We start from the raw sequence: 20,258 nt of genomic DNA, 5'->3' as shown, positions 1-20,258 counted from the left end.
TATATGCTAAGTGAAGCAGGAATTAGAACTCTAGCAGAAGTACTGATTGGTGACATTCCAGGTTATTACTCGTATAAGTCAGGTGGAAAGATAGTTCATTTTTTTAATACAAATTTTGGTTTTACTGATGTCTACCGTCAGGGATTTCCATCCCGATGGTTCCATACAGTAGAGAATTTAAAGATTCTATGGAATAATAATAGGTTAGATGAGTTCCTAAACTTAATCCTTTCAAAGCGCTTTGTAATGGTTGATAATGGATTAAATGAAGTTCAGGCGCTTGAGAAAATAAATGAAATAGTCACCTACCTAAACAATGAGTTAAGTGTTGAGGGATATAAACTTCATAAGCGTGGAAATGAATATATTTTAATTTCTGAGGATAACGACTTGAAATTTATAGGTGAAGGCGGTTTTGCAAACGTATACAAGTCTCGTTCAACAGGACTAATTGTAAAAAAATTGAAAGATGATTTTAAGGCTTTTATTGGAATTAGACATAGATTTAAGCGAGAGTTTGATTTGACAAGAAGTTTATCAGATTTAGTAGGTGTGATTGAAGTAAATGAATTCAATGAGTCTGACTATTCCTACACTATGGAAGAAGCTGAATCAACTTTAGAAGAATTTGTAATAAATAATCAACATAACGAAAATACAAAGTTGGTAATGATTCGTCAGATATTATACATTATGAAGACAGTTCATGACCGCAATATCATTCATCGTGATATCAGTCCCAATAATGTCTTGTTGTTCCATGGACAACTTAAAATTTCAGACTTTGGTTTAGGTAAAGATTTGGATATGTTTCACTCGCATAGGACTATGAGAACTCATTCAATGGGACAATACTATTACTGTGCACCTGAGCAATTCATGCAGCTAAAAGAGGGAGATAAGAGAAGTGATGTATACTCACTTGGTAGTCTGATTAACTTCCTTATGACTGGGGATCCAAGAGATAGTAAGCATTTCTTAAGGAATCCTGTGGAAAAAGCGAAAAATGAAAATCCTAGTGTACGTTATTCAGATGCAGGGCATTTACTACAAGGTATTGAAAAAGCAATTGACTATCATCAAAACAAGGAACGTAAGGAATTAGTATCTACAAAAATTAATAATAGAGTTTATGATGATGATGTAGAAAACTATATTTATGGACTGAATGCGATTAATCTTTGTCAAGCAATTCTTGAAATTCCAAACATGGTATCTGCAATAATAACATTCATAAAAACTGATGAGAAAAGGGCAATTGAGACTCTCAAGATGATAGAGAATGAATACTTAAACGTATGTCGTCATTGGGATGATTATGATAATTTTGGAGAGGTTGCGTACAATGTAATTAGTGACAACCTTACATATGTTTCACAAGAAATATCAGCAAAAATACTGTATGAGGTATCGTATAACAAGAATCGTTTTAATATGAAACGGTTAGTTGATAAACTGATAGACGCAGGAGTAGACCCTACTATCGAGGACATGTTGATATAGTGAAGTCGAGGGATCATTATAAGCCACTATATATAGGATTTAAATATTTTTCTTACCTATTGTGATGTTCAACAATCTGGCGCAGATTGCTGAACAATGAGCAGTAACCTTTTTAGTAACCATATTTTAACGATTTTATAAATTATTGGATATAAATAAGAAGCCCAGGTATTCTTCTATCTGAAGGTAGCTGGGTCTTAAGGTTAATGCGCAAAATAACACTTAAAATAAGTACAAATTATCGGTCAAAGTGACAGAATAGTATCTCAAGATGATTTTTTGAAAGATAGATTAATCAATAGCATTTTTACTTTTGCATACATAAGATAGAGGCTATTAATTTTCACTTTCTGATTTCCTTTTTTAAAAATTCCTTTCCAAAATTAAAGTTTTACCTATCTTTCTCTTAAACAGAACTCTAGTATTATACTATCCTACTCTTGGTCTAAATGAGACTGTATGATTGAAAGTGACATAATTGATTAGATCTAAAAAATTCTTTATCATTTCTTTCTAACCAAGATCTAACTTTTTCCATATTATCATTGACGTAAATGTCTTCGGTTTCTCCTTTATACTGTTGACGGTGCTTTTTTATATCACTCATATTAACTAGTTCGCATTTAAAAGGGATTGATAACTGACTTCTAATTGTTAAATAGTCGATATTCAAAACACTTGAAATTTCTAATAATGAGTAATCATCGATATAAGCTAAATGATATAGTTTATCCCTCAAAGTTTCGCTGTACTTTGAAATTTCAACCACTTCTAAATCTAGAGTTATTAAATATTCACACTCACATATACAGCAATATGAACCTTCTAGTAATAATATTTGATGAATATCACCATACCTTACCAGGTTCCATTTGATATCTTTTGTGATTTCATGAGTATTCCTATAACAATTAGTGTTTAAACAATTAAACAATATCTTTTTGAGTGGAACACGGCTTATATTTTTTAGATGTTGAACGGACGAATCTAAAAATAGCAAAAACAATATATGATATAAAGTATGTACAGGTTTTGATCTCTCTAATATGTTTTTTATATTAGTTTCCAACTTCCTCAAAGGAATATTTAATAACAGAATTAATTCTTCGCCTAAATAATCTTTAAAATCCCTTCTCAATATTTTTATTTTTAACTTACCATTTTTTTTAAAATAACCCCTATTCCAAAGTAATTGTATATAGTTATCTGTTATTGACTTTTGATCAATTTCAATATTCATAAGCAAAATAGATTCTTTTGCAACCTTTAATAACAAATCTTGATTGTTTTGAAGATCAATTTTTTCATACGGAAAGCAGTTTTCGTTACTAGCAGCTACATACCGATGTAAATTACTGAATACAGGACCGTAGCAAAGAATTTCATTGTGTCTTAAGCAAAAATACACACCAGGAAGATTGTGGCTAATATGCCAATAAGCTTCACCTTTACCTCTTTCCTCTTCAAAACATAAATTACAATATTTTATTCTGTAACCCCCTAAAATGTCGATTTCATTATTTTTAATAAACTGTTTTATACTGAATGAATTCTTACCATATATAACCTCTTTAAGTAATTGTTGATTTTCTATAATATAAAAAGCATTATAATATTTAAACATAGTATGGTTGTTCAGAAGAATATTTTTAGAGGGATATTCAAATTTCTTGAGTTTATTCGATAACTTGCTAAGGCAAGAATTCATTAAAAAAAAATATCCTTGGTTAATACTTTCAGTATCACCATATAAATCGGATATTGTATGTTCATCTTTATTACATGACCAACGTTGATACCTAGCAATGACACTATACAAAAGTTCATCCTTATACGGTGTTGGAAAAAAAGTAACCAATAGGATACCCCCTTAATAAGTATTTTGTTGATTGATTTGATTCAAAATTGCTTGATTTACTTTTTTAGAGGTTTTATCATTAAGCCCAGCAATTCTTCTAATTTTCCATTCAATTAGCTTATCTCCTTTATCTATAATTTGATTACAAGCCCATTGCACTCTTCTAACTTGAAATTCATCACGAGTTTCTATTATTTCTGATAAAAGTTGTTTCGTATCTGGAAGTTTGTCTAAATGCTTTTGCAGTAAGGCCAATTTACTTATTTCTTTCCCTATACGAGATATACTTATGTACACAGGTTTATTGTTTTTTAATAGAGACTTAATTGCTTCATTAATCAAACCGACTATTTCTGCATCCCTATATTCCCAATTAATTCTGTTTCGTATTTGTCTCTTATAACTTTTTTTGGGTGATTTCGACATTAGCCATGCTCTATCATTTCTATATAAGTAGGCATATAATGCTGGATTTTCCTTTCTGATTTCTGTAATAGATAATTCTACATTTGAATTCATCAAAAATTGCCATTCTTGTTTCTTTCTTTCTATATCATCCAGCTTTTTTGGAGCTGCTTTCTGATTATCATCCAAATTAATATACTTTTTAACAGTTCCAACATCACAATTTAATACTCTTGCTGTTTCAGCAAAAGTCATTTTTTCAGTAAAAATACAGAGCTTTAGTTTTTCTATCCAGACATCACCAAATTTTCTTACTTGTCCTATCTCGTGCTGATTATACTTGTGGGGATCTGGTCCTTTTCTGGAGTATACAAATCCACAATCGCACTGAAATATCCCCAATGGTCTCTTGGTTTCTTTACACATTTTAACTTCAACATTTTTTACTACACTTTTCTTATAATGATCTGAGGCTTTATTCAAACAAACAAAAGGACTTTTTCCAAAGGGCGCATACACTTCTCTTTTTTTTGTTGATGAAATGCTATTTGCCTTGATACCAAAAAAATGCAGTAATAACAGATGTCTAATTGGATGAAAGACCTTTCGGTGCTTACGAGTGATTTCTTTTAACCAACAGTTTTGGTTTTCTGGATATACCATTGATTGAACGGCTTTTAAAAATTCTTCTCCATAATAATGAATGAATTCGCCACCTAATGATTGTTGATTAATAGTTCCAAAAATTGTTGCATACCCATTTTCCATAATCAGGTCTTTGTAGAGGGATTTGACTTGTTCTAGAGAGAAATAATAATTATTTTCTATTAAATCATTGGATTCTCTAGCCAAAATATAAAAAAAATCGTTCGTTTTTAATGAGTAATCTTGAATTTTCTCTAATTTAGAAAAAGTCGTATATTTGGCAGCTCTAAATTCATTTCGTCTTTGATTTCGAAACCTCACAGTTGAGTCTAATAGAAATGCCTTATGTTTTATGCATACATATACTCCTGGCAACTGTTGAGAACATTTCCAATAAATTTCGCCACTTAAACTCATATTCTCTTCAACACATCTTGGACAATACCTAAAGTAAGTCCACTCTTTAATTGAGCTTGCCATTATTCCTGTAATATTATGTATTAATCGTGGATATTTTCTAGTTTTCATAGCTTCAAATACTATCTTTCTAACCGCATCTGATGTAAAAGCTGTATAGTATCTAAATAAAGTATGTTCGTGAATTAAGGTTGTTAATGACGATCCATTAAAGTGCTTGATAGTCCCATAGAAATAATCTAAATTAGTAGGAAGATCGGGTACAGCCAATGAAGAGTTACTATTAAAAAGATCCCTTTGAGTTTGTTTATTATTAAAATTACATGTAAGCTCATGATATCGCGCGAACCAACTATATAATAATTCATCATTATATAATTTTGGAAAGTAAGCATGCTGCATCCAATCAACTCCTAAATATTAAATTCTTTTACAGGTGAAAGAATATAATTTTCTTGTAGCAATGACTCATAGGCTGATTGTTTACGTTTAAATCCCTTTGAGATAATCTCTTTTAATATAATAGGCTTTCTTATTTGTTCAATCCTTTTAGGTTTTCCTTTTTCTTCTCTATATAACTTAAGGGCTGCTTCTGTTAGAAAAGTTTGATCCTCGTCTGGATAGTCATTAATAATTTTTTTTGCAATACGTTCTGCAAGTACAGATTCAATATCCACCTCAATTAGAACTAACATCAGTTTAGTAAGTTTTGAATTAGTCATTTCATTTTTTTTTGCTGCTTGAAGTTCTTTTTTCTTCTGAATAGTGCCTCTAAGATCAATTGTAGATTGACTTTTTTGCATGTACTCTTCCATGCTAATAGGCATAATATCCTCATATCTCTCAAGCTCAGACATGCGACCGTTTTTTAGAGCTTTCAACATTGGTTGGACAAGCTTCAAGTCATGTTCTGCTACTTTCTGTATTAACTGCTTTGAGATCTTTTCACTCCCTTCTGAAATTGCTCTTCCTTGGGACAACGCAAATAACTTAATAGCTATATCGACTATTCCCTGACTTTCAAAAAATATTGTTTCTCTTAGTTCATCAGAAAGTTGAGCTTTATGCTTGGTCCATTGATAATCCCACATACTCTCTATCAAGACATCCCAATCATCATTTAACTCCATCTGTTGCCATACCATATCACCTTGACCGCTACCTCGCCTTGCTTGCCTAAAATCTCTTTGCAAAATACTTTTTGCTCTCATCGTTCCTATCATTAAAACAGGTACACCAATTTCGTTGACCAATGTGACAAAAAAATTCATCATCTTCTCTGAATTATTATCTCTAGTAGCTAAAAGATGCTGGATTTCATCTATTATTAGAGCACCTAAACAATGTACCCTTGCAATTTGGCCCATTTGAATGACCATTGAACTTATTGAATTGCGTTTTTGACCATACCTTTCGTAATACTTAGTCCCCAGCAACCTATCCATTTCTAAGAAGAAATTTATACAAAGTGTTTTGATTGAACCATCATGTGGACAATTTAATTTCATCCAAACAATTTGAGTTAAATTATACGGTGATTTATGTAAAATAGATTGTGGATATAAAGATAACACTCTCTCTATTGCAGTCGTTTTTCCAATACCTGAAAACCCCATTAACGTAAAACTTGAAGCAGTTGTATGGTGATTGCAAAGTATTTTATTTCCATTTAATTTTTCATATGCAAATGATAACCCTTTTTTAAATTCAGGTTTTTCGGGGTTTCTACTAACGTAGCCAAACCTCAGTAACCTAGAAAATCGCTGTTCCAAGTCTAAATGCTGTGTTACTGGTTGAAAAAATCTATTTAATCTTGATATAGAGTGAAACCTTATATGATCTGGCAATTCACGTTCATTTTCGATGAAATTAGGATAATACGTCATGCTATTAAATGCTTCTTCTTGTGATAAGATTTCAGGAAGTGCTTCTATCAAGGGATTATCTTGAAAATCAAACACTACTTGTTTTTTATAAACTGCTGGATAAGGCATCTTCTCTCCAGTTCCTTTATTCATCTTTATTTAACTCCTTTCTTTTTTTATACAACTCTCGAATAGAGCCCTGTTCATTCTCGTCTTTTTTTTCTGTATTCGTGATTGAAATAACATTACTATTTATGTTGGTATCCTGAATTTTTTCTCGTCCAAATTTAAATGCCTCCTCTTTTCTATTTTCTTCTCGCTCATACATTCTATTTAATTTAATTGTTCCAACTTTTTCCCCCTTACTTAATGTTTTATCACTCTTTTCCTTCTTTTCCCGTTTAGCAGATTCTACAATATCTTGTACATCTGAAATATAATCAATATCAGCTTGTAACTGGTTGTGAGTTTCTTTGCTTCTCATAAATTTTTCTTGTTCTATAAGATATACTATTTCCTCTAAACTAATATTTTTAAGACGCTCATAAGGTTGCAATATATAACATTCTTCAATCTCTTTTTGATTATCATGAATTAAGTATATTTTTGACATGTTTCTTGGATCATATGATATATTAACCTTCCACGATCCTTTTTGCCTTGCTAATTCAAACCACATTTCTCTGATTGCTAATTCGCAACTATAATAAATGTTTTTAAAGTTTAATCCTTTAAAGGTTACAGTAGCTTTTTCTTTAGGTAGTAAATGGACTTTAATTACGTCTTCAGGATAATATCGAAGTTTTCCAGAAGCATTTTGAATACCCCAATTCCAAATATTAAGAGGTTTTGGAACTACATTCTCCTTTATCATCTGCTCGTTTCGAATATATCCACCCAAATAATGTTCTTGATTATACTTTAAGGCTAATTTAATCATAATTTTTGTAAAATCTTTTAGTGTTAATGTCGCATCTTCTCTATAATCCCTTGCTCCTCTTTCTTGATAGTCTTTATCAACATATCCAGGCACTAAAGGTTTTACTTGTTTTTGAGTAGTATTAAAATTTTTTTCTATTAATCCTTTCCAATCAGCTCTATATGGCGCAGCATTTTCAACATGTAGATTAAATGCATATATTAAGCGTTCTACATTATATCCCTTAAATTCTCCGTTATCTGCCAATATAACCTCAGGTAAATGTTCTGTTGGCCACTGCTCCTTATTTATATTTATTCCATATTCGGCACAGAATTTCTGCTTGTCTGATACTGTATTAGCAATGGCCATGGTGGCACCCAACCACGAAGGACCTTCTAATCCAATGTACATACCTGTTATCATTCTGCTAAAGACATCCATTACCCAATAAATTACTGGCCTTCCTATAATCCAATCTGGATTATGCTTTGAAACCAAAAAGATATCTCCAACAGTAGCATCAATTTGAAAACGTGATCCAGGACCGTCTACTTCTGATAAAGAATTATTCAATACAGCCCTAAAATCTTTTTCATACTTTTTACGTCCTTTTCTAGCAATTGTAGATTCAACAACATTGTATTCTTTGTTGTGCCAATAAAGGAATTGTCCTATTGTAGGTAGCTTATTCTCATCATCAATTATTACTTTTCTAACCCCCTCCTCGTAGTAATGATTTACAGCATAGAACTCTCTAATCATCATTTTAAAAGCATCAGTAAGACTATTTTCTTTTGATGTTAAATAATATTTTTCTAATGCTAACCTAAATATTTTTTTAGTTCTCTCATCAACATTTATTCCAACAGTATTATATTTTCTTGGCCTTCCTCTTTTTTTGTCTCCAGCTTGTCTTTCTTTTCCCTTAGCACCTGAATTATTATAATCTGGAAGTAAAGCATTGATAGTCATTCCACGTTGCCAATATTTCTTTAAGTATTTTCTTACGGTAGGGTAGGATATGTTATGTTTAGCAATAGCTTCTTCAATATATTTTGTTCTTAATTTTTTATCAAATATTCCAGGAACATCCTTTACCATGCTATTTATTACATCCCATGCTGTATCTCGAATCATTTTGTGTTTATCTTCTAAATTTTCAGATATATAATTGTGAAAAGGGTCATCTTTTGTCTTCATCAGAGTGTCTTGCAGCATATCTCCTCTTAACTCTGAAATACTTCTTTTAAACGGAATAGCGTTGGGACTGTATATATCAATTAAATAAGCTATGATATTGGCTTCATCTATCCATAAAATCCTATAACATGTTTTAAGTTCGATATCTTCTAATAATTCATTTATATAAAAATTCATGTTGCAAACCTTCTACTTTTGTCATCATTATTAAAGACTAATTGACTAGAAATAGATGTCAGTTCAAATTTTTCTTTTAAATCTATTTGAATAATTTTTTTCGAAATTAGATACTTTAAAATGGAAAGAGAATTTCCTTTGTCTAAGTTATATATTTCATCAAACTGAACAAGCAAGTTAATAATTGGAGCGTTGTGTTTTTTTAAATATTCGCTCAAAAGATAAATTTCTCTATCATTTATGCCCTCATAGGGAAAGAATGATGAATGAACCCACTTAATATTATTCACAATCTTATTATCCATTTCTTTTTCAGTAACAATCTTCCAATCAATATTTTGCTGTCTCCAATACTCTCTTTCAATTTCAAACTTGCAGATTACTGATTCTTTCTCTAATTCTTTGGAAGGCTTTACTGTCCTTGCAACATCGATTATTTTATTCCCTTTTCTTACAGTTACTAAAAAGTCCGTAGTCATTACATATGGGACCTTTGTAATATTATCATGTGAATGATTTATCCTAAATTCTTCTGCTATTTGGGTGGTTATTTCTCTGTCCAAAGGAAATTGTTCTCTAATATCAATTACATCTTCAGCCCAATCTAACAAATAGAAACAGTTTCTTTCGTGATCTGAAAAAAATTGATGCATACGATTTGTTGTCCAACCTTTTATTCGATGTGCTCTTCCTTTAGAAGAAAAATCCTGAACAGTAATCCAGGGTTTATAATTTGATAATTCCCCTTGTCCTCGCCCTTCTTTTAAATAACGTTGTATTTTTTCTTCAGTCCATGAGTAATTTCTTTTTCCCATTAATATCCCTCCAAAAAAAAGCCACCTATACATGCAAATTCAGCATATCCATAGGTGGCGTTAATTAAACAACTTTATTTTTTTAATTAAAGAACTTTATTTTTTATAAACAACTTTATTTTGTCTTAAACAACTTTATTTTTTATTAACATTTCTGAACAGGGGTTTTTACCTTTTTATTCAACCGTAACACTCTTAGCAAGGTTACGCGGCTTATCAACGTCACAGCCTCTGTGAAGAGCTGCATAGTAAGCAATCAGCTGCAAAGGAATGACTGAAGCAAGTGGTGTCAGTTCCTCATGGATAGCAGGAAGAACGAAACGGTCATCTTCTTCTTCTAGACCTTTAAGCGAGATGATGCATGGGTTTGCTCCGCGTGCTGCTACTTCTTTCACGTTTCCGCGGATGCTTAAGTTTACGTGCTCTTGTGTTGCAAGCGCGATAACAGGCGTGCCGTTTTCAATCAGCGCGATTGTACCATGCTTAAGCTCTCCTCCGGCAAATCCTTCTGCCTGGATGTAAGAGATTTCTTTCAGTTTAAGCGCACCTTCAAGTCCTACATAGTAGTCAACCGAACGGCCGATGAAGAAGCAGTTGCGTGTTGTTGAAAGGTATTCGCGGGCAATGTATTCCATTTCGTCTTTTTGATCGCAAAGGACTTCCATTGCATTTGCCACGATGCCAAGCTCTTTTACAAGGTCAAAGCTTAACTCAACGCCTCTTGCTTCAGCTGTTACAGCTGCAAGAATAGCAAGAACACCTAATTGTGCTGTATAAGCTTTTGTTGAAGCAACCGCAATTTCAGGACCAGCATGCAGCAATAACGTGTGGTTCGCTTCACGTGAAAGTGTTGAACCAGGTACGTTAGTGATGGTTAATGACTGGTAGCCAAGCTCTTTAATTTGTACAAGAACAGCACGGCTGTCCGCAGTCTCACCGCTTTGTGAGATAAAGATGAATAATGGCTTTTCTGATAAAATCGGCATGTTGTATGAGAATTCACTTGCAACGTGAACTTCTACTGGTTTTTTAGCCCATCTTTCAATGAACTGCTTGCCGACAAGACCTGCATGGTAGCTTGTTCCGCACGCTACAATATAGAGGCGGTCTGAAGCATTGATAGCATCCACAATTGCTGGGTCCATTGTCAGCTTGCCTTGGTCGTTTTGATATTTTTGGATGATTTTGCGCATAACAAGCGGCTGCTCATCCACTTCTTTTAACATGTAGTGAGGGTATGTTCCTTTTTCTATATCACTGGCATCTAATTCAGCTGTATAAGGAGCACGGTCAATTGTTTCACCTTGAAGGTTTTTGATTGTCACAGCTTCACGTTTCACAATGACGATTTCTTTATCCATCAATTCTACATATTGATCTGTTACCTGCAGCATTGCCATTGCATCAGATGCAACAACGTTGAAGCCTTCTCCAAGACCAACAAGCAATGGGCTTTTATTCTTAGCAACAAAAATCGTATACGGATTTTGATTGTCTAAAAGCGCGATTGCATAAGAACCTTTTAAAATGGAAAGAGTCTGGCTGAACGCTTCTTCCACGTCCGCTCCTTTATTAACGAATTGTTCAATAACCTGAACAACTACTTCTGTATCTGTATCACTGACAAGCGCAACATCCTGAAGATATTCGCGTTTCAGGCTTGAATAGTTTTCAATAACACCATTGTGCACAAGTGTAAAACGGCTTGATGCACTTTGATGAGGATGTGAATTGCGTTTGCTTGGTGCGCCATGAGTCGCCCAGCGAGTATGTCCAATCCCTGCTGTAGCCATTACATTAGCATCCACTTCTTCACGAAGAATGGCAATGCGTCCTTTTTCTTTGAAAACGTGCACTCCGTCTTCATTGATAACGGCAATGCCCGCTGAGTCATATCCGCGGTATTCAAGCTTTTCAAGTCCACGCAATAAGATTTCTTTTGTATCCTGTTGTCCAATATATCCTACGATTCCGCACATAATTAAAGTATCCTCCCAAATAGGCGGGGGACAGGTCAAGCCACGGGGACTTTCTTCTGTCCCCTCACACATGTCTATATTTTTAGTTTGATTACGTTCTTCCCTTTGTGCAAAAAGTTGCCTCTTTGTTTTAAGGAGAGAGCTTACGGCTATAATCATCAACCGGGAGGCATCCGCCGAACTTTCGATAATCCTCCATCCTCGTCAACTAAGCTGTTTTCGGTCCGCTTAGTTCAGGCGCTTTTCATAAATAATACAACCTCACAATGCCCCTTTCCATTCTAAAATAAAAACACAAAAGTAATCATACTATACCAACCTTCAAATCGTCAATTCAGTACTTTGCAAATGTGGACAGAAAGATGCACTCTTCAGTATATGTTTTTTTGAAAAGATTGTTCTTGACTGAGTTACCCTATTTTATCAGCTTCCAAACATCGTGCAGCCAAGCAGCTGCCTCGCTGCGATTCAGATAAAAAAAGACAAGAAACAATGAGGTATGTTTATAGTATTCGTTTGCTCCCCTCACGTTTATGTCTGTGAATTTCAGTCAAAAAAAGGGCCTGCCTTATTGGCAGACCCCTCATTTCCTTTATTCTGTTCCCATTTCTTCTTTCACAACAGCGACGATGCGCGTAACATACTTCTCGCATAATTCTGCTGTTGGCGCTTCTGCCATTACGCGCACAAGCGGCTCTGTGCCTGAAGGGCGGACAAGAATGCGACCGTCGCCATTCATTTCACTTTCTACTTCTGCAATCACTTGCTTCACTTTCATGTTGTCCGTTACTTTATGCTTATCTGTTACCCTTACATTGATAAGCAATTGAGGGAACTTCTTCATTTCAGCTGCAAGCTCAGATAACGGTTTGCCCGTCACTTTCATGATATTCACTAATTGAATAGCTGTCAGCAGACCATCACCCGTTGTATTGTGATCCAGGAAGATAATATGGCCAGACTGCTCGCCGCCAAGGTTATAATCCCCTTTTTTCATTTCTTCCACAACATAACGGTCTCCTACAGCTGTTTGAGAACTCTTCATGTTGTTTGCTTCAATCGCTTTATAAAAACCAAGGTTGCTCATAATGGTAGAGACAACTGTTTCTTTTTTCAATCTTCCGTGCTCATTCAGGAATTTCGCACAAATGAACATAATTTGATCGCCATCAACGATTTGACCTTTTTCATCTACAGCAATCAGGCGGTCTCCGTCACCATCAAAAGCAAGCCCGACATCGGCGCCTTTTTCCATAAGAAATCCGGCTAACGCTTCAGGATGTGTAGAACCTACGCCATCATTAATATTCAATCCGTTAGGAGTTGTACCCATAGTTGATACATCGGCATCAAGATCCGCAAACAAATGTGTTGCAAGAGAAGATGTTGCACCATGTGCACAATCAAGTGCAACGTGGATGCCGGTGAAATCTTCGTCTACTGTTTGTTTCAGGAATTGAAGATATTTCTGTCCGCCCTCGAAATAGTCATTTACTTGACCTAAATCAGATCCAACAGGTCTTGGCAGTGAGTCTTCCTCCTGATCCATTAAGCCTTCTATTTCAAATTCCTGCTCATCTGACAATTTAAAGCCGTCAGGACCAAAGAATTTAATTCCGTTATCTTGAACAGGATTATGTGAGGCTGAAATCATAACACCCGCTTGTGCTCCAAGTGCCTTCGTTAAATATGAAACGCCAGGTGTTGAAATAACGCCTAAACGCATAACCTCAGCACCGATAGAGAGAAGCCCTGCAACTAGCGCACCTTCCAGCATATGACCTGAAATACGTGTATCCCGTCCGATTAACACTTTTGGACGGTTCGCATCTTTTGTTAACACGTAACCTCCAAAACGACCGATTTTAAACGCTAATTCAGGTGTTAATTCACTATTCGCAACGCCTCTTACTCCATCTGTTCCAAAATACTTACCCATTCTTTTATCGCTCCTTTAGACAGTTTCAATCATCATGATTGCTTAGAAGAAATTTTCACTTTTACTTCATCTTCAGGAAGGGTCCATTTAATATCCTGGGGCCCATTCACCTCTACCTTAACATCATGCTCACCATCCGACAGATCTGTCACATTCACAAATAATTCAAGATCAGACGGTTTGATATTCGTCAGTACACTCGGTGCTCCAACAACGCTTAAATCGAGCTCTTCGGATTCGGGCTCAAGGAACTGAATAATCTTCCCATCACCTAAACCGCGTATATTGACAGGCAGATTCTCAAGAACTTTTTCTTCTTCTTTTTCAACGTCAACTTTAATTTGGATTTTTTCGGGACTTACTTTTGTCACTCCGTCAGGTACAGGGATATCTACATCCAGTACGGTATCATCTTTGATTTTGCTCAAATCCACCGTTACGCCATCTATAAATTCAAGCGGATCAATGACATCCATTGGTCCGTATATCGTCACTTCGTTCGGCACGGCTTCAATGTTTGAGATGCTTAATCCTTCTCCAAGCTCGCCTTCATTCTTAAGTTTAAAAGGAAGCTTCTTGCTTGGACTTGTAATCGGCACTGTCACATCAACAACCGAAGGATAGACTTCTACAGGCAGAATATTTCCTTCGTCGTCATATACTGTCACCTTTGATTCTTGCTCAATTGTTTCATTTGCATTTTGCAGATTCACCCTCGACTTGATGAGAGCAATACTGTCGATAAGTGTTTTGGAGCCGGTTATTCTTACTACACTCGGTTTTACAATCGGATCCTGTGCGGTATATCCTGTTTCAATTTGGTTTTTATTGATAAAATCCACTTGAACCGGGAAATCCCGGGTAACTTTTTCCTCCACATTTACAGTGATAATGGAAGGGTTCAAATTCACTTCAAGATTGTCCGCTATATTCTTATGCTTCAGTTGAACCCTGTGTGAGCCGATAGACAAATCCGAGAGTTCAGCATAAATTTCAAAATCTTTGAGCTGCTTTGCCTTCAATAATGAATTAGTCGGCCCGCTCAGCGTGACATCTGCCGTTTCAGGCACTCCTGTCACCACAACATTTTCTTGATCCAAATACGTTTTCACTTCAACATCAGGAATTGTTTCCGTGTCTTTTGCAGATTCAGACGGCGCAGATGGAAATACGGATGTTACTGGCCCCGGCTGTTTTTTCGGAGCGGGCGTTTCGATATTAACAGATACATAAAGCATGAGCGCCATTAAAAGAGCAATAATCCTCATTACCCAATGATTATTAATCATCTTATCCATTTTTCTTCCCCCTCCACTGCCATAGGTTTGAGGAAGTGGCCTTTGCCTGCTTTCCAAATTCAGAAACCAAAATTTCACTTAAAGCCTCAACAGTGAGATTCCTGTGAAGCTCCCCGTTTCTGGTAACAGAAATACTGCCTGTTTCTTCAGATACAACGATTGTAATGCTATCGGTTACTTCACTGATTCCAACTGCTGCCCGGTGCCTTGTCCCTAATTCCTTCGAAATAAAAGGGCTTTCGGATAGAGGCAGATAACATGCGGCCGCAGCAATCTGGTTTTTCTGGAGAATAACAGCTCCATCGTGAAGAGGTGTATTTGGGATAAAGATATTAATTAAAAGCTCAGAAGAAAGAGCTGAATGAAGCGGTATGCCCGTTTCTATGTAATCACTCATCCCTGTTTCTTTCTCAATCGTAACTAATGCGCCGATTCTTCGTTTTGCCATGTAGTCTGTCGCCTTTATGATAGCATCGATAATCTTTTGTTGTTCTTCCTCCTCTGGAGCTCCGCTTCTTGAGAATAATTTCCCTCTTCCAAGTTGCTCTAGCGCCCTTCGCAACTCAGGCTGGAAAATAATAATGATCGCAAGAAAACCCCATGTTAATGCTTGGTCCATGAGCCATTGCAAGGTCTGCAGCCCTAAATACTGGCTGAGTGTACGAACGAGAATAATAACGATGATGCCTTTCAGCAGCTGAACGGCCTTCGTTCCCCGTATCACCATAATCAACTTATATATAACGAACCAAACGAGGAGAATATCAACGGCGATGCCGAGGTAATGCAGTAATGGGAAATCCTCAAATGCCATATTCTCTTCCTCCATCAGTTTTAGTCATTTGCATAGGACTATAACTACGATATTATACCATATATTCTGCAATTAAAACGTATTGTAGTCATATAAGCAAAGCGCAGGCCTTCATATAAGGGTACATATCGGTTTATCATTTTAAAAGCCATTGTGCGGCACGTGAAAGAACAAAAAGGCCGCCTTAGAATAAAAGGCGACCTTTTACTTAAATATGTCGACGACCTCTTTAGAAAGAGATTTCATTTGATACCAGATCCATTCAAAAGCCTCATTGATTTCCTCAACGTCGCCTGTCACCTGACCTGCAGAAGCCATATACTTCTCTCCGTTGATCACCGTGACATTTCCCTCAACTTTTCCTTCAATATTGATTGTTCCGCCTTTTACCGTTACATCTCCCTGAACAGTCTCACCTTTAGGCACGGTAACTGTATTATTCTCAACAACCAAATTAGGCTGCTTTGAAACACTGAAATCAGAATCAGTTGACCAGGAAGAGAATAAACTGCCTGTCATCAATAACACGAAAAGAGAAGCAGCAGCAAGCATTGGATGACCCTTCAGCCATCTGTTGACCCCAACCGTTTTCTTTTCTTTAGGCAGACGCCCCATGATGGCTTGTGTAAAATCCATCGGGGCCTCAATGTGAGATGTGCTCTGCACAAGGGCGATCGACTTCTCAAGCTCATGCAAATGCTGCGTGCAGTCCGTGCATGACTGAAGATGATCTCTCAAGATCCGCTCATCTTCCTGCTTTATATCGTTATCCAAATAGTGATGGATCCGTTCTTTCATTTGTTCTGAACATTTCAACCTTATCACCTCAAATCATAAATGCCTTAATTGCTTCCTCAGTGCTTCCCGCCCTCTGTGAATTCTTGTTTTGACCGTACCGATCGGCATATCAAGAATCTCACTGATTTCAATTAAAGAAAGCTCATCAATATACTTTAATACGATGACAGAACGGTATTTATCGGGGAGCTTTAAAATTTCTTTTTGAATCATTTGCTGAAGCTCCATTGTTTCCACTTGATCCTCGGGCAGAGCTACATCAGCTGCTACTTGAGAATACATGGTTAACCCTTCCGTTCCTGTCACTTCGGCATCAAGGTAATAATCAGGTTTTTTCTTTCTGATTCGATCAATCGTTAAATTTGTCGCAATGCGGTACAGCCACGTAGAGAACTTCTTATCCATGTCATAGCTGTTAATATTCACATAGGCCCGGATAAACGCTTCCTGAGCTATATCTTCCGCCTCATGGGAGTTCCCGAGCATACGGTAGCAAAGCTGATAAATTTTGTCTTTATATATATCTACGATTTCGGCAAATGCATTCTGGTCGCCTTTTTTAACTTGTTTAATCCTATTTTTTACGATCGTCTCCATGATACCCCTTACCCCCGCGCAAGTGCGGGTTCCCCTTATTACGTATAAGCCGTATAAAAGGTTTCATTTTTTTCGCATAAAAATATTTTAACAAATTTTAGGTTGTCTGTAGATGGCTTTTCAACATGTTTACCTTAAATTTTTCTTAAATAAAAGACACAGTTTAAAAACTGTGTCTTTTTGTAAAATTACAGAAGCTTTTCGCCAAACAAAGATCCCATCAATGCTACTGCTACAGTAGCTGTTTTATTCTTTTCATCTAATATAGGATTTACTTCAACAAATTCAGCAGAAGTGATGATATCTGATTCAGCAAGCATCTCCATAGCTAAATGACTCTCTCTGTAGCTGATGCCGCCAATAACCGGCGTGCCCACTCCAGGAGCATCATGCGGGTCAAGTCCATCTAAATCGAGAGACAAGTGAACACCGTCAGTACGCTCTTTCAAATATTGAATCGTCTCTTCCATTACCTTTGTCATGCCAAGACGATCAATCTCATGCATCGTATATACTTTAATTCCTTTTTCCTTGATTAATTCCTTTTCACCCTCATCAAGAGAGCGGGCACCGATAATCACAATATTTTCAGGCTTTACTTTAGGAGTATAGCCGCCAATTCTCGTTAACGTCTCATCGCCGAGTCCAATGCTCACAGCAAGCGGCATTCCATGAATATTGCCTGAAGGCGAAGTGTCACCCGTATTAAGATCTCCATGTGCATCATACCAGATTACCCCAAGCTCTTTATAATGCTTTGATACCCCTGCAAGTGTTCCGATGGCAATACTGTGGTCTCCGCCAAGCACCAGTGGAAACGAACCTGATTTAATCACTTCATCAACTTGTTCAGAAAGCTTCAAATTGCCTTCTGATACCGCTTTCAAGTTTCTTAAATTATTTAATGAAGAGCTCTCCTCTTCACGATTTGGACGTCCGATTTTTATGTCGCCTTTATCTTCAATCTCATAATGCAGCCCTTCAAGACGCTCTACAACCCCTGCATATCTGATAGCACTTGGCCCCATGTCCACACCGCGGCGCATTTGTCCTAAATCCATTGGTACCCCGATAATTGATATTCTCTCTTTCATGTAAATCATCCCCCTTAATAAGTAACTCTGTCTCTATTGTACTGATAAAAAGGGTGATGACTCAACTCGACAAAATCGTGTATATATATACAGAGTTTTCAGTAAAATAATTTGTGTCGTATGGTGATAGCTTTTAATAGGATACGCATTGGTTGCAGCTGAATCGAGTTTTCTGCGCGATAACCAAAATAGGGGAATCATAGCGGGCGTTTGATTCCACTTTTCTACGTAATAACCAAAATGTGGAATCATAGCGGGGGGTTTGACTCCTCTTTTCTGCACAATAACCAAAATTGTGGAATCATAGCGGGGGTTTGACTCCTCTTTTCAGCTCATGAGCCAGATTTGAGGAACCATAGCGTGCTTTTGATTTCACTTTTATCCGCAAAAATTAAAATTATGGAATTATAGCATGCGGCTGATTCCAGTTTTCTGCGCAATAACCATAATTGTGGAACAAAAATGGTTGAATATAAAAAGCAGCATGTTTAGATTATTCTGTTTTGAATTGTAGGGCAATTTTAAATCTGATCAGGCTAGGGCAACCCGAACGAATCATGATTCAATACTTGCGACTTGGCTTCAATTCGCAAGCAACAAAAAAGCCGTCAGACATGAAGTCTGACGGCTTTTACTGGTACTTATGATGGAGCCTAGCGGGATCGAACCGCTGACCTCCTGCGTGCAAGGCAGGCGCTCTCCCAGCTGAGCTAAGGCCCCGATATAAAAAAAGAAGTTCTGGAGCGGAAGACGGGATTCGAACCCGCGACCCCCACCTTGGCAAGGTGGTGTTCTACCACTGAACTACTTCCGCAAAAATGGTGTGCCATGAAGGACTCGAACCTTCGACCCTCTGATTAAAAGTCAGATGCTCTACCGACTGAGCTAATGGCACTTAGTGATTTTCGCATATTAAAATAAAAATGGCTGGGCTAGCTGGATTCGAACCAGCGCATGACGGAGTCAAAGTCCGTTGCCTTACCGCTTGGCTATAGCCCATCAATTATGTATGTAATCTATAAAATTCTAATTGACCGTAAAATGGTTTATGTTAACTAAACATATTATTTACAGTCTAGACAAGAACTATTCAGTTAAGTTTGTCTAAATGAAAGTGGTGGAGGGGGACGGATTCGAACCGCCGAACCCGGAGGGAGCGGATTTACAGTCCGCCGCGTTTAGCCACTTCGCTACCCCTCCACACATAAGTGGTGCCGGCAAGAGGACTTGAACCCCCAACCTACTGATTACAAGTCAGTTGCTCTACCAATTGAGCTACACCGGCATTTTAATAGTATGAAGTACAACTTTTATTTAACTGCTAATTGCTGCAAAGTCTTAATGGTGGAGGATGACGGGCTCGAACCGCCGACCCTCTGCTTGTAAGGCAGATGCTCTCCCAGCTGAGCTAATCCTCCGCATAAAAGATTGTATAATGTTTCACATATTAAGACTTAAGTATAGATGGTGACCCGTACGGGATTCGAACCCGTGTTACCGCCGTGAAAGGGCGGTGTCTTAACCGCTTGACCAACGGGCCGTTTTATTAGTTTAATGTAAGCTCCCAACCGGGCTTGAACCGATGACCTCTTCCTTACCATGGAAGTGCTCTACCGACTGAGCTATGGAAGCAAGGCTCCGCAGGTAGGACTCGAACCTACGACCGATCGGTTAACAGCCGATAGCTCTACCACTGAGCTACTGCGGAATAATGCTAGCCTGGCGACGTCCTACTCTTGCAGGGGGAAACCCCCAACTACCATCGGCGCTGAAGAGCTTAACTTCCGTGTTCGGCATGGGAACGGGTGTGACCTCTTCGCCATCATCACCAGACATAATGACAAAAATTATTATACTATGAAATCCGAAGATTTCAAGCTTTTTTTTCGAAAGAAGTTATTCTTTCAAAACTAAATAACGTATGATAACAAG

General features: G+C 36.9%; 13 protein-coding genes, 10 tRNA genes and 1 rRNA gene. 1 reads left to right on the top strand and 23 read right to left on the bottom strand.

The genetic code is table 11. The features are described from left to right. The first annotated feature begins 3 nt into the window (after positions 1 to 3). Positions 4 to 1,503, top strand: a complete 1,500-nt coding sequence (locus tag GJU41_RS21350; protein ID WP_154319515.1) for a protein kinase domain-containing protein — start codon at positions 4 to 6, stop codon at positions 1,501 to 1,503. Positions 1,504 to 1,948: 445 nt separating this feature from the next. On the opposite strand, the gene GJU41_RS21345 is transcribed toward GJU41_RS21350, so the two are convergent. The 23 genes from GJU41_RS21345 to rrf all read right to left on the bottom strand — a co-directional run bounded on the left by GJU41_RS21345 (position 1,949) and on the right by rrf (position 20,159). After that, positions 1,949 to 3,361: a TnsD family Tn7-like transposition protein gene (locus tag GJU41_RS21345; protein WP_154319514.1), complete on the bottom strand. Its 1,413-nt coding sequence runs from the start codon at positions 3,359 to 3,361 to the stop codon at positions 1,949 to 1,951. Positions 3,362 to 3,373: 12 nt separating this feature from the next. Beyond that, entirely contained in the window at positions 3,374 to 5,230 is a 1,857-nt protein-coding gene (locus GJU41_RS21340) for a TnsD family Tn7-like transposition protein (protein WP_154319513.1), read from the bottom strand. A gap of 11 nt (positions 5,231 to 5,241) precedes the next feature. Beyond that, a complete protein-coding gene (locus GJU41_RS21335; RefSeq protein ID WP_154319512.1) occupies positions 5,242 to 6,846 on the bottom strand; it encodes an ATP-binding protein in 1,605 nt (534 codons plus the stop codon). Next, entirely contained in the window at positions 6,839 to 8,992 is a 2,154-nt protein-coding gene (locus tag GJU41_RS21330) for a Mu transposase C-terminal domain-containing protein (RefSeq protein ID WP_154319511.1), read from the bottom strand. Before GJU41_RS21330 ends, GJU41_RS21335 begins: the two co-directional genes overlap by 8 nt. Then, positions 8,989 to 9,807, bottom strand: coding sequence for a TnsA endonuclease N-terminal domain-containing protein (locus GJU41_RS21325; protein WP_154319510.1), 819 nt, complete (start codon positions 9,805 to 9,807; stop codon positions 8,989 to 8,991). The genes GJU41_RS21330 and GJU41_RS21325 overlap by 4 nt, the downstream gene beginning before the upstream one ends. Before the next feature lie 176 nt (positions 9,808 to 9,983). Next, a complete protein-coding gene (glmS, locus tag GJU41_RS21320; protein WP_154319509.1) occupies positions 9,984 to 11,786 on the bottom strand; it encodes a glutamine--fructose-6-phosphate transaminase (isomerizing) in 1,803 nt (600 codons plus the stop codon). Positions 11,787 to 12,378: 592 nt separating this feature from the next. Then, the gene (glmM, locus tag GJU41_RS21315; RefSeq protein ID WP_154319508.1) at positions 12,379 to 13,725 is read right to left on the bottom strand and encodes a phosphoglucosamine mutase; all 1,347 of its coding nucleotides are present in this window, start codon (positions 13,723 to 13,725) and stop codon (positions 12,379 to 12,381) included. A gap of 32 nt (positions 13,726 to 13,757) precedes the next feature. Next, the gene (locus GJU41_RS21310) at positions 13,758 to 15,023 is read right to left on the bottom strand and encodes a CdaR family protein (protein ID WP_154319507.1); all 1,266 of its coding nucleotides are present in this window, start codon (positions 15,021 to 15,023) and stop codon (positions 13,758 to 13,760) included. Continuing rightward, a complete protein-coding gene (cdaA, locus tag GJU41_RS21305) occupies positions 15,016 to 15,837 on the bottom strand; it encodes a diadenylate cyclase CdaA (protein WP_070878627.1) in 822 nt (273 codons plus the stop codon). Before cdaA ends, GJU41_RS21310 begins: the two co-directional genes overlap by 8 nt. 204 nt (positions 15,838 to 16,041) lie before the next feature. Then, complete coding sequence (gene rsiW, locus GJU41_RS21300; RefSeq protein WP_396653230.1) at positions 16,042 to 16,635, bottom strand: anti-sigma-W factor RsiW; 594 nt, start codon at positions 16,633 to 16,635, stop codon at positions 16,042 to 16,044. A 33-nt stretch (positions 16,636 to 16,668) separates the two neighbouring features. Beyond that, positions 16,669 to 17,232 carry an RNA polymerase sigma factor SigW gene (gene sigW / locus GJU41_RS21295; protein WP_070878623.1) on the bottom strand — a complete coding sequence of 188 codons (564 nt, stop codon included), beginning with the start codon at positions 17,230 to 17,232 and terminating at the stop codon, positions 16,669 to 16,671. Between the two features lie 188 nt (positions 17,233 to 17,420). After that, positions 17,421 to 18,326, bottom strand: coding sequence for an arginase (rocF, locus tag GJU41_RS21290; RefSeq protein WP_154319506.1), 906 nt, complete (start codon positions 18,324 to 18,326; stop codon positions 17,421 to 17,423). Between the two features lie 647 nt (positions 18,327 to 18,973). Further along, a tRNA-Ala gene (locus GJU41_RS21285) sits at positions 18,974 to 19,046 on the bottom strand. 19 nt (positions 19,047 to 19,065) lie between these two features. After that, positions 19,066 to 19,140, bottom strand: a tRNA-Gly gene (locus GJU41_RS21280). 5 nt (positions 19,141 to 19,145) lie between these two features. Continuing rightward, positions 19,146 to 19,221, bottom strand: a tRNA-Lys gene (locus GJU41_RS21275). Between the two features lie 29 nt (positions 19,222 to 19,250). After that, a tRNA-Gln gene (locus GJU41_RS21270) sits at positions 19,251 to 19,325 on the bottom strand. 116 nt (positions 19,326 to 19,441) lie between these two features. Continuing rightward, positions 19,442 to 19,526: transfer RNA gene (locus GJU41_RS21265), tRNA-Tyr, on the bottom strand. 9 nt (positions 19,527 to 19,535) lie between these two features. Further along, positions 19,536 to 19,611, bottom strand: a tRNA-Thr gene (locus tag GJU41_RS21260). 57 nt (positions 19,612 to 19,668) lie between these two features. Continuing rightward, positions 19,669 to 19,744: transfer RNA gene (locus tag GJU41_RS21255), tRNA-Val, on the bottom strand. 47 nt (positions 19,745 to 19,791) lie between these two features. Further along, positions 19,792 to 19,866 (bottom strand) — tRNA-Glu (locus GJU41_RS21250). A 19-nt stretch (positions 19,867 to 19,885) separates the two neighbouring features. Then, positions 19,886 to 19,958: transfer RNA gene (locus tag GJU41_RS21245), tRNA-Thr, on the bottom strand. Between the two features lie 4 nt (positions 19,959 to 19,962). Continuing rightward, positions 19,963 to 20,034 (bottom strand) — tRNA-Asn (locus tag GJU41_RS21240). Positions 20,035 to 20,043: 9 nt separating this feature from the next. Continuing rightward, positions 20,044 to 20,159: ribosomal RNA gene (gene rrf, locus GJU41_RS21235) — 5S ribosomal RNA — on the bottom strand. Positions 20,160 to 20,258 lie beyond the last annotated feature (99 nt).

The organism is Metabacillus idriensis (assembly GCF_009674765.1).
In the GTDB taxonomy this organism is placed as follows: Bacteria; Bacillota; Bacilli; order Bacillales; family Bacillaceae; genus Bacillus_P; species Bacillus_P idriensis.
Note: the sequence above shows the minus strand (reverse complement) of the source record. Positions and strands in the feature narration are given on the sequence as shown.